14 protein-coding genes are annotated in these 14,094 nt (G+C 73.4%); 4 read left to right on the top strand and 10 right to left on the bottom strand.

Annotated features, from left to right (window positions below):
* Window positions 1-18: 18 nt before the first annotated feature.
* Window positions 19-1,077, bottom strand: a complete 1,059-nt coding sequence (locus QQS16_RS15205; protein WP_286062214.1) for a glycoside hydrolase family 5 protein — start codon at window positions 1,075-1,077, stop codon at window positions 19-21.
* Between the two features lie 611 nt (window positions 1,078-1,688).
* Entirely contained in the window at window positions 1,689-2,366 is a 678-nt protein-coding gene (locus QQS16_RS15200; RefSeq protein WP_286062213.1) for an ANTAR domain-containing response regulator, read from the bottom strand.
* Between the two features lie 161 nt (window positions 2,367-2,527).
* Between QQS16_RS15200 and QQS16_RS15195 the strand changes: the two genes are divergently transcribed.
* Both QQS16_RS15195 and QQS16_RS15190 read left to right on the top strand, forming a co-directional pair.
* Window positions 2,528-2,914 (top strand): STAS domain-containing protein, encoded by a 387-nt coding sequence (locus tag QQS16_RS15195; protein ID WP_286062212.1) that lies wholly within the window; start codon window positions 2,528-2,530, stop codon window positions 2,912-2,914.
* Window positions 2,911-3,888 carry an anti-sigma factor RsbA family regulatory protein gene (locus QQS16_RS15190; protein ID WP_286062211.1) on the top strand — a complete coding sequence of 326 codons (978 nt, stop codon included), beginning with the start codon at window positions 2,911-2,913 and terminating at the stop codon, window positions 3,886-3,888. The genes QQS16_RS15195 and QQS16_RS15190 overlap by 4 nt, the downstream gene beginning before the upstream one ends.
* A 177-nt stretch (window positions 3,889-4,065) precedes the next feature.
* Here QQS16_RS15190 and QQS16_RS15185 read toward each other — a convergent pair whose 3' ends face one another.
* From QQS16_RS15185 to QQS16_RS15170, 4 genes are all read right to left on the bottom strand, one after another.
* Entirely contained in the window at window positions 4,066-5,103 is a 1,038-nt protein-coding gene (locus tag QQS16_RS15185; RefSeq protein ID WP_286062210.1) for a rod shape-determining protein, read from the bottom strand.
* Between the two features lie 127 nt (window positions 5,104-5,230).
* Window positions 5,231-6,586 (bottom strand): carboxyl transferase domain-containing protein, encoded by a 1,356-nt coding sequence (locus QQS16_RS15180; protein WP_286062209.1) that lies wholly within the window; start codon window positions 6,584-6,586, stop codon window positions 5,231-5,233.
* Window positions 6,579-8,024, bottom strand: a complete 1,446-nt coding sequence (locus QQS16_RS15175; RefSeq protein WP_286062208.1) for an acyl-CoA synthetase — start codon at window positions 8,022-8,024, stop codon at window positions 6,579-6,581. The genes QQS16_RS15180 and QQS16_RS15175 overlap by 8 nt, the downstream gene beginning before the upstream one ends.
* Window positions 8,025-8,075: 51 nt before the next feature.
* Complete coding sequence (locus QQS16_RS15170; RefSeq protein ID WP_286062207.1) at window positions 8,076-9,452, bottom strand: SLC13 family permease; 1,377 nt, start codon at window positions 9,450-9,452, stop codon at window positions 8,076-8,078.
* 194 nt (window positions 9,453-9,646) lie between these two features.
* Between QQS16_RS15170 and QQS16_RS15165 the strand changes: the two genes are divergently transcribed.
* Both QQS16_RS15165 and QQS16_RS15160 read left to right on the top strand, forming a co-directional pair.
* Window positions 9,647-10,372, top strand: a complete 726-nt coding sequence (locus QQS16_RS15165) for a FadR/GntR family transcriptional regulator (RefSeq protein WP_286062206.1) — start codon at window positions 9,647-9,649, stop codon at window positions 10,370-10,372.
* A gap of 200 nt (window positions 10,373-10,572) precedes the next feature.
* A complete protein-coding gene (locus tag QQS16_RS15160) occupies window positions 10,573-11,442 on the top strand; it encodes an ATP-grasp domain-containing protein (protein ID WP_286062205.1) in 870 nt (289 codons plus the stop codon).
* Window positions 11,443-11,529: 87 nt separating this feature from the next.
* On the opposite strand, the gene QQS16_RS15155 is transcribed toward QQS16_RS15160, so the two are convergent.
* The 4 genes from QQS16_RS15155 to QQS16_RS15140 are packed head-to-tail and all read right to left on the bottom strand — an operon-like array spanning window position 11,530 to window position 14,090.
* Window positions 11,530-12,156, bottom strand: coding sequence for a hypothetical protein (locus QQS16_RS15155; protein WP_286062204.1), 627 nt, complete (start codon window positions 12,154-12,156; stop codon window positions 11,530-11,532).
* Entirely contained in the window at window positions 12,122-12,955 is an 834-nt protein-coding gene (locus QQS16_RS15150; protein ID WP_286062203.1) for an FkbM family methyltransferase, read from the bottom strand. Before QQS16_RS15150 ends, QQS16_RS15155 begins: the two co-directional genes overlap by 35 nt.
* Entirely contained in the window at window positions 12,952-13,176 is a 225-nt protein-coding gene (locus tag QQS16_RS15145) for a Trm112 family protein (RefSeq protein ID WP_286062201.1), read from the bottom strand. Before QQS16_RS15145 ends, QQS16_RS15150 begins: the two co-directional genes overlap by 4 nt.
* Complete coding sequence (locus QQS16_RS15140; RefSeq protein WP_286062200.1) at window positions 13,173-14,090, bottom strand: hypothetical protein; 918 nt, start codon at window positions 14,088-14,090, stop codon at window positions 13,173-13,175. The genes QQS16_RS15145 and QQS16_RS15140 overlap by 4 nt, the downstream gene beginning before the upstream one ends.
* Window positions 14,091-14,094 lie beyond the last annotated feature (4 nt).

Here is a 14,094-nt window from a genome sequence, read left to right as displayed (position 1 = left end):
GCCGTGTGTCGCGGTCCCTCAGCGCTGGACCGGCTTGCCGCGGCCCCAGCCCCAGGCGAGACGGTCGGCGCCGGACTGGTTGGTGGTGGCCAGCCAGGGGCGGGCGGGGTCGCCGACCAGCGTCTGGAGCGAGTAGGTGTCGCCGGTGCGCAGGCCGGGCCAGTACACGGAGCCCATCTTCAGCTCGCGGAAGGTGTCGGTGACGGCCTGCATGTAGTTGACGAAGTTGTTGTCGGGAGCCGGCTTGTTGTAGTCGAAGCCGGTGGTCATGTGGGCGCCGAACTCGTCCGCGACGGTCCGGTTCGCGCAGTCGCCGATGCGCACCTTGAGGTCGGCCACCCACTGGTCGTAGGTGGCGTACTCCTTCCAGAAGCCGTAGTGGTGCAGCGACAGGTAGGTGCCCTTCAGGCGCGGGTCGGCGCAGACCGAGGTGACGTGGTCGTTGTAGCCGGCGCCGCTGACGAAGACCCGGTCGCGCGGGACCGACGGGTAGGTCGCCAGCCACTTCGCGGCGATGTCGGCCCACTCGGTGTCGGTGTACGCGTGCGGCTCGTTCATCGGCTCGAAGTAGACGCGCCTGTCGTTCTGGTAGGCCTTGACGACGGTCTTCCACATGGGCCAGTAGGCGGCCTCGTCGTCGATGAAGCCGTCCTTGCGGGGGCCCGTGCCCTCCCAGTAGGACAGGATGACCTTGAAGCCCTTGTCCGAGGCGGCGTCGATGACCGCGCGGTAGGACTTCCAGGCCGGGCCGTTGACCGTGTACGGGTTGATGGGCAGCCGTACGGTGTTGGCGCCGAGGTTCGCGCGGAACGCCGAGATGATGCGGCTCGACTTGGTGTAGGTCTGGGCGTAGGTGTCCGAGAGCGACAGGCCCGACAGAACGACGGGGTCGTCGGCGAAGTTGTCCCGCGGGTCGGCCCAGTTGACGCCCCTGAACTGGGTCGGGTCCAGCTTCGGCGCGGCGGCGGAGGCGGGGCTCGCGGTGAGGGTGGCGCCGCTGACCGCGGCGATCGCGACGGCCACGAAGGCGGCCCGCAGTCGCGGGGTGAGGCGGGTTCTGGTGGGGGTCTTGCGCATCGGCTTGCCCTTTCAGGAGGTGGCGGCTCGGCGCGGGGGGCGGGTGCGCAGGGGGAGCGAGTCACCGGTCATACAGCGGTGTTCACGTAAACATGGCCGAAATCGAGTGACCGGTGTTTACGTAAACATCGCGGCGCCGGAATCGTGGCATCAGGCAAACCGCGCGTCAAGGTTTCCCGCACGTGACATCGGCCGGTCCCCGGGGCGGTCGACCGCCGTCGGGAACGGCGGTGGCGCCGTACTCGATCGCGTCGGCCGTCGGAGTGCCACCGTCGAACAGGAGTCAGCGCCGGTTCCGGAGGGTATGGCGGGGGCAATGGGATCGAACACGAAGCGCAGCCGGCCAGGACCCGCCCCGAGCGAGCAGGGGGCGGGTCCGGCCGGTCGCATCGGGTGCGGGGTGGCACATCTCGTACCGGCCCAAGGCCTGAGGAGGGTGTCATGAACCGTCAGACCCGGGTGCGCGTCAGCCGTAGGCCCGCCGCTCCGCGCGATGTGACGATCGACCGCAGGACCCCTTCGGGGAGGCTGCTCCCGTACTGAGACCGGCCCGCCGTGCCGGTGCCGCCGTCGCCGCACCGGAAGGCGGGCCATGTTTCAGCGTCCTTGTCTCAGCGTCGGTGCTCGGCCATCGCCGTCCGCAGGGCCGTGCGGACCGCCTCCGGGGGCGGCGAACCGTCGCTCCCGGTGCTGGCGGTGACCGCCGCGGCGACCGTGCGGAGCTTGGTGTTGGAGAGCTGGGAGGCATGCCGGAGGATCGCCCACGCCTCGTCGGAGGTGCAGCCCTGGGTGGCCATGAGGATGCCGCGGGCCTGGTCGATCACCGGTCGGGAGGCGATCGCCTGGCGGAGCTGCTCCACCTCCTCCCGGAGCACGCGCAGTTGCTCCGCGCGCTCCAGCGCCACCGCCGACGACTCCGACGGGTACGGTCGCCGGTCCGGGGCGGTGTGCAGGGGGTCGGTGGCGTCCAGGCCGGCGAGTTCCAGGATGCGGCGCGGCTGACCGTTCCAGTTCACGGTCGCCACCGCCAGGCCGTGCCGGCGGCGGTGGTCGTCGAGCGTCTCCAGGAACTGCAGCCCCGCGGTGTCCATGAAGACCACCTCGGTCATGTCCACCTCCACCAGGCGGACCTCGGACGGCAGTTCGGCGAGTTTCCCGGCCAGGAGGTCCGCGCAGCCGCGGACCAGTTCTCCGCGCGGGACCAGCACCGCGCGGTCCGCTGCCACGTGACTTTCGATGACCAGTGCCCTGAGTCGCCCCGCAAGTGGTGTGTGTGCCGCTGAGGTCATGTCCCCGCCTCGTTGGTTCCCCGACAGTCTTCACGACGTTGACCTAGGCCGCCCCGTCGCCGCCGGACTGGTTCAATGGGACCGGCGGTGCTGACCGTGCGCCTGCCCGCCGTGCGGAGGACTACACACCACCTGTGGGAATGTCGGAGAGGGTGGCGGGTATGAGCGATCCCGTCCGGGAGCGGGGGGAGACAGTGGGTATCCGGTATCAGGCGGCGTCCGGATCCGTCGGCGCGGCACCGGAGCTGACGGTGTCCCCGCTGGGGGAGCGGAGCGGGCTGCGTGTCGCGGGAGAGGTCGGCCTGACGACGCACGAGGTCTGGCGGCGTGCGCTGGATCAAGCCGTACGCGAGGACGGGGATGTGTACTACCTGGAACTGTCAGCCGTGACGTTCGTCGATGTCGCGGGCGCCGGTGCGCTGGCCACCGCCGCCCAGCGACTGGGGGACGGCCGGCGTATGGTGCTGCACCAGCCGCCGCCGGGCCTGCGACGTGTGCTGGACATGTTCTGGCCTGATCTCTCGTCGATCGAGGTGTCGATCTCATGAGTACCTCGACCGAACGCTTCCAGCCCGTCGGGTCCTCCGGCACCGCCGGACCCCTCGACCCCTTCGTCCACCCGGCACTGTTCTACGCCGACGAGCCGGAGTACCTCGCGGGCACCCTGTCCTTCGTACGGGCCGGTCTGGAGGCGGGCGACCCCGTGGCCGTCGCGGTGCCCGGGGACAACCTCGCCCTGATCCGGGACGGACTCGGTGCCGACGCCGACGCCGTACGCCTCCTGGACATGCGGGAGGCCGGACGCAACCCCGGCCGGATCATCCCCGGCGTGCTGCGTGCCTTCGCCGACGCCCAGCCGCCCGGCCGGCGGGTGCGAATCATCGGCGAGCCGATCTGGGCGGGCCGCAGCGACACCGAGTACCCCGCCTGTGTCCAGCACGAGGCGCTGATCAACGCCGCCTTCACCGGCCGCACGGTCAGCATCCTGTGTCCCTACGACACCCGGCGCCTGCCGCGGCAGGTCATCACCGACGCGTACGCCACCCACCCCACCGTCATCCAGGCCGGCACCGGCCCTCAGGCGCCCAGCGGGGCCTACGACCCCGACGACGTGGTCGCCCGCTACAACGAGCCGCTGCCGCTGGTGCCGGACGTGCCCTCCTTCGTCTTCGACACGGACTCCCTCTCGCACGCCCGGCACGTCGCCACCGACCTGGCCGCGGAGTTCGGCCTGACCGGCGTCCGGCTCCAGGACCTGGCGATCGTCACGGCCGAGCTGACCACCAACAGCGTGGTGCACGGCGGTGGTTCGGGCGCGCTGCGGGTGTGGGCCCAGGACGGGAACGTGGTGTGCGAGGTGCGTGACAAGGGCCGGCTGGTGGATCCGCTGGCCGGCCGCCGCCCCGCGCCCCGCGATCAGCGCGGCGGCCGGGGGCTGCTGATGGTCAACCTCGTGGCGGACCTGGTCCGGGTGCACACCGGTGAGGACGGGACGACCGTACGCTGCTGGTTCGCCGTCTGACGGGCCGTTCCCCGCTCGTGCGGGTGGGGGCGCTCGTCGTAGGAAGTCGGGCCGCTCGTTCGTGCCGGTGGGCCGCTCGTCGTAGGGGGCGGGTCGCGCGCTCGTCACCGGTGGGGCCGCTCGTCGTGCCGTTCGTGCCGGTCGGCCGCGTCGTAGCGGCGTGATACCGCTCGCGGCTCAGGTGGCCAGCGGGTCCAGGACGAGGGGCTCGATCTGGCCCTCCAGCATGTAGCCGAGGCCCTGTACGGCGCACACGTCGGGCCGTTCGGCGATGTGCACCGGCATTCCGGTGGCCTGCCGCAGCATCTGGTCGAAGCCGGGGAGCAGGGCGCTGCCGCCGACCATCATGATCCCGCGGTCGGCGAGGTCGGCCACCAGGTCGGGCGGGCAGTCGCGCAGCACCCTGCCGATGCCGTCCAGCACGGCGGTCAGCGGGGTCTCGATCGCGCCGCGGACGGCGGCGGTGTCGACCTGCACGGAACGGGCGAGGCCGGTGGCGACGTCCCGGCCGTGGATCTCGGTGGACGCCGGGCCGTGCGGGGTGAGGCCGTTGCCGGACAGGGCCAGTTGCAGCGGGCGCACGGACTGGCTCGGCAGCATCAGCTCGTGCTCGTGGCGCAGGTGCTGCACGATCGCGTGGTCCACGGCCTCGCCGCCGACGGGGATGCGCTCGGCGGTGACGATGGACCCGAGGGAGAGGACGGCGACCTGGGTCGCGGCGGCCCCGCACACCATGATCATGGTGGCCTCGGGCTGCTCCACGGGCAGTCCGCAGCCGACGGCGGCGGCGATCAGCGTGTCGACCAGCTCCACCCGGCGGGCACCGAGCCCGACCAGCGTCTCGATCGCGGCGCGCTGGGCCAGCGGGTCGGCGTCGTGCGGGGTGCAGGCGGCGGCGCGCAGCCGGGGCTTGCGGCGCAGGTTGCGGCGCATCTTGTCGCCGAGCAGGTGCCGCAGCATGCGCTGTGCCATCTCGATGTCGACGACCGTCCCGCCGGAGACGGGCCGCACGACCCGGATGTAGCTCGGGGTGCGGCCCGTCATCCTCTCCGCGAACTCGCCGACCGCGATCAGCGCGCCGGTGCGGGTGTTCACGGCGGCGGCGGACGGCTGGTCGACGACCAGCCCGGCCCCCCTCACGTACACCCGCGTCCTCGCCGCCCCCAGGTCGACGGCGAAGTGGCAGCGGCGCAGCTGCTCCAGACTGGCGGTCATGGCAGGTCCTCCCGAGAGCACAGACCGTGGGCCGCCGGGCGGCGGTCTCTTAGGCATCGTGCGCGGGGCGGGGAGGGGGCGCGTGTTGTGGTGGGCCGGGTGGGGTGCGGCTGAATGGGGGTTTCCGTCAGGCCCCCGTTCCCGCAGCCGGCCGGTTCCCGGTGCGCACCACTCCCAGGTCCGCCAAGTCCTGCGGACGGATGCGGAGTTGGTCCGCCGTCGGCTCGGCCTCCTCCGGAGGGCGTTTCAGGATCGCGGCCGCCAGTTCGGGGGCGATGACGGAGAAGTAGCTGTCCGGGGTGGCCCAGGTGTTGCCGGGGGCGGCCAGGGCGAGGGCGCCGCCGGAGCCGCCCTCGCCGATCAGCAGCGTGGTGATCGGGGTGCGGGCGGCGGCCACCGCGCCGAACAGGTCCGCGATGGCCGCGCCCGCGCCCTGCCGTTCGGCCTCGGCGTCGTTGGCCGCGCCGGGTGTGTCCACCAGGGTGAGCACCGGGATGCCGAGCCGGTCCGCGAGGCGGATCAGGCGGGCGGCGGTGCGGTAGCCGGCGGGGCGGGTCGCCGCTCCGGTCTGCGCGGCGTACGCGACCGTACGGCCCCCGTGTTCACCGAAGCCGCACAGCATGCCCTCGGGGTCGGTGCCGCCGCAGCGGTCGCCGCTGACCGGCAGGCGGTGGCTGAAGTAGGCGTCCAAGTAGTCTGCGGCGCGCGGGCGTTCGGGGGAGCGGGCGCGGTGCACCGCGGCCCAGCCGGTGGCCGGGAGGTCGGTCGCGCCGAGCGGCGCGGGGACCGGCGCGGGGTCGTCCGACGGCGCCGTCAGCAGGCGCAGCCACCGGCCCAGCGTGCGGCGCAGCTCCCGCGGCGGTACGACCGCGTCGGCCGAGCCCGCCGCCACCTGTGCCTCGGCCGTGTAGGCGGCCGGGTCCGCGTCCGGCGGGCGGACCCGGGAACCCGCGAAGCCGATCTGGGCGCCGGGCAGGGCGAGGACGACATCGGCGCCCGCGCCCAGCGTGGCCCAGCCGCCGCCCGTCGTCGGGTCCCGCGCCACCGCGACCTGCGGCAGCCCCGCCTCCCGGGTGAGCGCCGACTGCCGTGCCACCCGCTGGAGTTGGGTGAGGGCGAGCATGCCCTCCTGCATGCGGCTGCCGCCGGTGGCGATCAGCGGGACCACCGGCAGCCGGTGCTCGCGGGCGTACGTGTACGCCGCCTCCAGCCGGTCGCCGGTGCGTTCGCCGAGCGAGCCGCCGAGGAAGCCGAACTCGAACGCGATCAGTACCGCGGGGGTGGACTCGACGCGCGCGGTGCCGCAGACGACGGACTCCTGCTCGCCGGTGCGCTCGGCGGCGCGGGCGCGTGCGGCGTCGTAGCCCTGCCAGACGAGGGGGCCGTCGGGGCCGGAGTCCCGGGCCGGGTACGGGAGTTCGGCGAAGGTGCCGTCGTCGGTGACGAGGGCCAGCACCTCGCGGGCGCTCGCGCGCTCAGTCATGGCTCAGCGCTCGCTTCATGATCTTGCCCATGTCGTTGCGGGGCAGGACGTCGAGGTGGTGCACGACGCGAGGACGTTTGTGCGGGGCGAGACGGCTCGCGACGTGGTCGGCCAACTCGGCTGCCGAGGGCGGCGACTGCGGGTCCGCGGGGACCACCCAGGCCACGACCCGCTCGCCCAGGTCGGGGTCCGGTTCCCCGGTGACCGCGGCCTCCCGGACGCCCGGGTGCTCCAGCAGCGCGTTCTCGATCTCCCCGGCGCCGATCTTGTAACCGCCGCTCTTGATCAGGTCGGTGGCCTTGCGGCCGACGATGCGGACGTAGCCGTCGGGGTCGCGCACCGCCATGTCCCCGGTGCGGAACCAGCCGTCGGCGGTGAAGGCGGCGGCCGTGGCGTCGGGGCGGTTGAGGTACTCGGTGAACAGGTGGGGGCCGCGCACCTGGATCTCGCCCACCGTCTCGCCGTCGTACGCCGTGATCGGCGAGCCGTCCTCCTCCACCAGCCGCAACTCGACCCCCGGCAGCGGGACGCCGACCGTGCCGGCGCGCGGCTCGCCGTCCGCGCGGACACTCGTGTTCATGAGCGTCTCCGTCATGCCGTACCGCTCGACGACGCGCTGTCCGGTCGTGGCCGTGATCCGCTCGTGGTCGTGCACCGGCAGTGCGGCGGAGCCGGAGACGAGCAGCCGTGCCCGACCGAGCGCCTTGGCCAGTGCGGGGTCGCCGGGCAGTGTCTCCGCGATCCGGTGGTACATCGTCGGGACGCCGAACAGCATGGTGGCGCCCTCGTTCAGCTCACGCGTCACGCCCTCGGTGCTGAACCGGCCGAGGTGGCGCAGGGATCCGCCGCGCCGCAGCGGACCGAGCACACCGAGCACCAGGCCGTGCACATGGAACAGCGGCAGCCCGTGCACGAGGACGTCGTCGCCGGTCCACCCCCAGGCGTCGGCCAGCGCGTCCAGGGTCGTGGCGATCGCCCGGCGGGGGAGCACGGCGCCCTTGGGCGGGCCGGTGGTGCCGGAGGTGTACACCACGAGGGCGGGGTCCTCGTCGTCCGAGCGTTCGTCGGGGAGCCGGCCGGTGGCGTGCACGTCGACGTCGACCCGCTCCACCTCCCGCAGGACGGGCGGCAGTTCGTCACCCGGTGCGGCCAGCACCAGCGTGGGCGCGCTGTCGCTCAGGATGTGCCCGAGCTCCTTCTCCCCGGACTTCGGGTTCAGCGGCACGGCGGCGACACCGGCCGCCAGCGCCGCGGGCACCGCGACGGCGGTCTCCAGGGTCGGGCCGGCCCAGACGGCCACGCGGGCGTGACCCGCGATCCGGCCCGCCAGCGCGCCCGCCGCCGCGGCGAGCTCCGCGTACGTCAGGGACCGGTCGCCGAACCGCAGCGCGGGCCGCCCGTCCGGGCCTTCGGTGAGAGCAGGGAAGAGAGAGGACACGCTCGTACTCCTTAACTGTTCGTCTGGCGCTGTCTGTTGCCGTCCGTCGGCCTACCCCCAGCCCGGCACGACCATCACCAGCCACACCGCCGCGGGGACCACCGCGACCACCATGCCTCCGTACACCATCAGCTGCCTGAAGAAACGCTCGCGTTCGGCTTCCGGCGCCGCGGCCAGGACCAGCGCGCCGTTCGTCGAGAACGGGCTGACGTCCACGACCGTCGCCGACACGGCGAGCGCGGCCACCATGCCGACCGCGCCGATCTCGCCCTGCGCGAGGAAGGGCACGGCCAGCGGGATCAGAGCGCCCATGATCCCGACCGAGGAGGCGAACGCGGACACGAGCGCGCCGATGTAGCAGAGCAGGACGGCGGCCAGCAGCGGGACGCCGATGCCGCCGACGCCCTCGCCGGCCCAGGCGATGGTGCCCATCTCGTCCAGGACCCCGACGTACGTCAGGACACCGCAGATCAGCAGCACCGTCGACCAGGCGATCTGGCCGACCGCCGCGCGGCTGTCCTGCGGCCAGACGGTGCTGAGCACGGCGGCCAGGGTGATCGCGGTGAGCCCGGCGTCCAGGTCGAGGACGAGGACGGCGACGACGAGGGCGACCAGGGAGGCCAGGGTGGCGATGCGGGCGGGGGTGAGGCGGGTGGTGCCGGGAGCGGCGGGGGCGTCGAGGGCGTCGGGGCGGGCCTCCAAGGCCGTGGTGGTGGCGGTGACGGTGGAGGCGGGACGGGTGCCCGGACCGCCGTCGGGACGGCCGCCCTCGCCGGGGGCGTCGCCCCGCCCGGTTGCCTCGTCCGCCGTCACGGTTCCCCGCGCCCACAGCTTGCGTCCGCCGAAGAGGACGTACACGAAGGCGGCGATGACGAGGTTGGCGAACAGGGACGCGAGGAAGAGGGTGATCTCGCTGCCCGGGAGCTTCTCGCGCTCGACGATGCCGTTCACGATCGTGCCGTAGATGCTGATCGGGGAGAAGCCGCCGCCCTGTGCCCCGTGCACCACCATCGCCCCCATCAGCAGCGGACTGATCCCGTAGCGGGTGGCGAAGCTCAGGGCGATCGGCGCGACGATCGCGACCGCGGCCGGGCTGACCGCGCCGATCCCGGTGAGCGCGCCGGTGAGGAAGAACATCACCCACGGGATCAGCGCCACCCGGCCCCGGACCAGCCGGACGGCCGCGTGCACCAGCCAGTCCGTGGTGCCGTTTGCCCGCGCGATGGCGAACAGGTAGGTGACACCGACCAGGACGACGAACAGGTCGCCGGGGAAGCCGGCGAAGATGCCGTCCGCGTCGAGGTCGGCGACGAGCTCACCGACCGCGAAGGCGGCGGCGAAGGCGAGCGCGCCCATGTTGACGGAACGGGTGGTGGCGATGACGAAGACCACGACGAGGACGAGGATCGAGATGAGTTCGGGGGACATGCGGCTCCCGTCTCTGGGTCCCGGAGCGTTGCGCGGGGGCGGGGCAAGTGGCCGAGTGGCTGAACCACTTGCGGGTCGTTGATCGGTCAGCGTGGGCGCGCGCCGGGTCCGCGTCAAGGGGTCGCGCGGAAACTGGTTCAGCCACTCGGCCACCGCCGAGCCCGGTGTTACGCTCCCGGCGAGAGGGGGACCACGTGACCGACGCCCTGCGCCCCATGACGAGACAGCGCCTGTACGAACAGGTGCTGGACCGGCTGCGCCAGTACGTCACCGAGGGCGGCCTGAAGGCCGGCGACCGCCTCCCGCCGGAACGTGACCTGGCGCAGCGGCTGGGTGTCAGCCGGGCCTCGGTCAAGCAGGCGATCGTGGTCCTGGAGGTGCAGGGCCTGGTGGAGGCGCGGCACGGCGGCGGCACGTATCTGGTCCGCGACAGCCTGGACGTCGAGCCGGTGGAGAAGATGGTCGAGCGCCGCCGGCGCCTCCCCGACGTCCTGGAGGCCCGGGAGGCCCTGGAGACGAAGCTCGCCGAACTGGCCGCCGAGCGCCGCACCGAGGACGACCTGGCCGCGATGCGGGCCGCGCTCGCGCACATGGCCGGGGAGATCGAGGAGAACGGTCCCGGTGCCGAGGGCGACCGCCTGTTCCACGCGGCCGTGACGGCGGCGGCGCACAGCAGTCTGCTCGCCGAGTTCATGCGCTCCATCGCCGGCCAGATCGCCGAGAGCCGCACCGAGTCCCTGCGCCAGCCCGGCCGCCCGGCCCGTTCCCTCTCCCAGCACCAGGCCATCCTGGACGCCATCGCCGCCCGGCAGCCCCGGCAGGCGGCCACGGCGATGCGCCGCCATGTCCGCACCGTGGCGAAGGTACGGCTGCTGGACTGGGAGCCGGGGGAGCCGGGGGAGCCAGGGGAGCAGGGGTAGCGGCGGGGAGGGCGCGGGGCGGCGGACAGCGGTCGTCCGGGCGCCGGTCAGCCTGCGAGCCGATCCGATACAGGCCGATCCAAGCCGAGCCAAGCCAAGCCGAGCCGAGCCGAGCCGATCCGATCCAAGCCGAACCCAGCCGAGGCGAGCCGATCCGAGCCGATACAAGCCGAGCCGAGCCGTTCGAGAAGGAGCCCGTCGTGTCCCGAGTCGCCCTCGTCACCTACGACCCCCGGCCCGAGACCAGCAAGGACACCGATCTGCCTGTCCTGCTGGAGGCGCTGCGCGCGGCAGGGGCCGAGGCGGACGCCGTGTTCTGGGACGACGCCGGGGCCGACTGGGGCGCCTACGACCTCGCCGTCATCCGGTCCACCTGGGACTACAGCTGGCGCGCGGCCGAGTTCCTGGCGTGGGCGGAGCGCTGCGCCGCGGCCACCCGGCTGGCGAACCCGGCCGGCGTCGTGCGGTGGAACACCGACAAGCGGTACCTCGGGGAGCTCGCGGCGGCCGGCGTGCCGGTCGTCCCCACCCGGTACCTCGCGCCCGGCGACCCCGCCGACCTGCCCGACGACCGCGAGTACGTCGTCAAGCCCACCTCCGGCGCGGGCGCCCGCTATGCCGCGCGCTACACGCCCGAGCAGCACGAGAAGGCCGTACGACACCTCGCGCGGATGCACGAGGAGGGGCTCACCGCGATGGTGCAGCCGTACATGAAGGGCATAGACGTGCGGGGGGAGCGGGCGCTGCAGTTCTTCGGGGGGCGGCTGCTGCACGCCAGTCGCAAGCGGGCCGTCCTCGCGCCCGGCACCGCCTTCGACGCGGACAAGGTCGCCCACCCGGGACTGGAGCCGTGGAGCCCCTCCCCGGCCGAACTCTCCGTCGCCGGGCGCGCCCTGGCCGCCGTACCCGAGGCGCCCGAACTGCTGTACGCCCGGGTCGACCTCGTGGACGGGGAGGACGGGAACCCTCGGGTGATGGAGCTGGAGCTGGTCGAGCCGAACCTGTTCCTGTTCCTGCACCCGGGGTCGGTGTCCGCCGTCGTGGCGGCGATCCTGGCCGCGGCCCGCTGATCGGGCCGGGGCGTCGTCCCGGGCGGGCGTCGCGCCCCCGCCCTCGACAGGGGTCGTGCCGCGTGCCCCCGGCGGGCCCGCCGGTGCCTAACCGCCGGCCGGTGTGCCGACGACCGCCACGCGTTGCAGCAGGCCCCAGGTGAACTCCGCGACGCATTCACGGCGTACACCCTCGCCGTCCGGGGCGGTGAAGGCCAGGCCCCAGCGGGTGGGGGCCGAGCCCTGGAGAGGGCGGACCGGGGGGAAGGCCTGGGCGGCCTCGTCGACCGTGCAGGACCAGGGGGTGAGGTCGTCCAGGGTGCGGAGCGCGGGGCCCTCGGCTCCGGGGGCGCGGATCAGCCACTCGTTCCAGACGGCGCCGTTCGGGGCGAGGAGGACCTCGAAGCGGAGGCCGGGCCAGAGGGGGACGGGCCAGAGGCGGGCCTCGCAGGCCAGGTCGCCGACCTGACGGGTGAGGACCGCCTCCGGCTCGCCCAGGACCGAGCGGTACCGGGAGGCCGCCGCCCGCGCGTGCGGGGAGCGTGCCATCGCCTGCCACCGCTTGTTGGCCTCGCGCATGTCCGCGATCGAGACGCCCAGCTCGTGCCGGGCGTCCTCGACCAGGTCGGCGTTGTGGTCGGCCATGCGGCGCAGCAGCACCAGCTGGAAGTCGAGCGGGGTGAAGGGGCCGGCCGAGGGGCTAGCCGGACGTTTTCCGGGAGGCATGGGACCCATCGTCCTCCACCCGCGGCTCGCCCGGGCGGCGGCCGTCGGGGAGGAACAGGACCGAGTTGACATACCGGGGCCGGTCGCGGAAAGGCACAACCCGGCGCAGCAGGCCGTGCGCGGCGACGTACGAGGCCTTCGACTGGTGGGACTCCAGCGGGAAGTCCGTGAGCCGGACCCAGGTGTCGCCGGGCAGCACCCAGCCGTCGTAGCCGAGCGTCGACAGATATGTCAGTACCGGCTTGATCGGCTGGATGCGGGTCTCCAGCTCGACGAAGAGGGCCGGCCGGTCGCGGGCCAGCAGCGCGGTCGCCCCGCGCAGCACGGCCAGCTCGTTGCCGTCCACGTCGATCTTGACGAACCCGACGTCGTGCAGCCCCAGTTCGTCGAGGGTGATGCACGAGACCTCCAGCGCCTGACCGTGGATGTCCCGCCGGACCAGGGACGACACCCCCCGGTCGCCCGCGTCGTCCGGCGGCAGCCACAGCCGGGCCGTGCCCGGCCGGTCCGAGGCGGCGGCCTGGATCACCCGGACGTTCGCCGGGGCCCCCGAGGTCAGCAGCCGCGCCAGATGGGGGACCGGCTCGACGGTCACCACCTGGTCGGCCCGTGCGGACAGCCGGTGCGTCCAGGGCCCGTACCAGCCGCCGACGTCCACGGCCGTGCCGCAGCGGTCCGGGCACAGGTCGGCCAGCCGCGCCAGCTCCGGTTCGAAGCGCGGGTACACGGCTCTGGCCGCCGCGGCGACCAGCCGGGGCGGGAGATGGGGGGCCACACGGGCCGCCAGCGTGCGCGTGGGGCCGGTCACGAGGCCGTCCGCTTCATGAGGTGCTCGTGCTCGTCGTCCGTCACCTGTTCCCCCGAGGACGGCAGCAACTGCGGAATGCCGTCGACGATCGGGTAACGGCGGTGCAGGCGCGGGTTGTAGAGGACCTCCTCCTGGGCCGGCCCGTCCGGCGCCACGAGGTGCAGCGGTCCCTTGTCGAGGGGGCACGCCAGGATCTTCAGCAGGGGATCATCAGGTTTCATGGGGGTGTCAACTCCTTGGCGCCGACGGGGGGCCGGGGCGCCGGGTCGTGTTTCGGCATGCTCAGCAGTACGGCGACGGCGAGCACGATGCCCGAGAGCCGCAGTGCGAGCCGGAGCGGTTCCTGCGGCAGCGCCTCGCCGAACGAGAGCGTGCCGAGCACCGCGGTGAACAGACAGGTGACGGTCGTGCACACCGGCACGATCAGCGAGGCCCGGCAGCGCTGTAGCGCCGCCTGCGACATGACCAGGCCGAACGCGCCGGTGAACAGCAGGAGATAGGGGTACGGGGAGCGGAGCAGGCCGAGGACCGCGTCCCCGAACCCGCTCGTCGTGAGATAGCCCGACATCCCCTTGATGGCCAGCGAGCTGACCCCGTACAGCAGGCCCACCGCGACGCCGTACTCCACGCCCGTGGTCGGCGCCCGGTGCCGGTGCCGGGCCCGGCGCTCGGCCGCGTTGTACAGCCCCACGCCCGCCGCCAGCGCCGGCACGCACACCAGCAGCACCAGCGGGTACGGAGCCTCCCGGCTGACGGGGTCGGAGTCCTCCCGCAGCGACAGCACGACCATCAGCAGCGCGAGCAGGATCGCGCCCAGCGCGTACCGCTCGCGCCCGGTGGTCTCCTCGCCGAGCAGCCGGGCGGACAGCAGCACCAGCAGCACCAGCCCGGAGACGAAGATGCCCTGCGCGGCGGCGATCGGCAGGGTGCGGTACACGGCGAGCTGCGCGCCGAACCCGGCGGCGAGCGACAGCGACCCGCCGATCCACAGCGGACTGCGCAGCACCAGCCCGAGCAGCCGGACGGGCTGCCGGATGCTGACTTCCGGCAAGGTCGCCAGCGCGCGTTTCTCCAGGACGAATCCGGTGCTGTAGAGGACGTTGGCCAGCAGGGCCGCGGCTACTCCCCACCACATCGCC

Origin of the sequence: Streptomyces sp. ALI-76-A, assembly GCF_030287445.1 — a bacterium.
In the GTDB taxonomy this organism is placed as follows: Bacteria; Actinomycetota; Actinomycetes; order Streptomycetales; family Streptomycetaceae; genus Streptomyces.
Note: the sequence above shows the minus strand (reverse complement) of the source record. Positions and strands in the feature narration are given on the sequence as shown.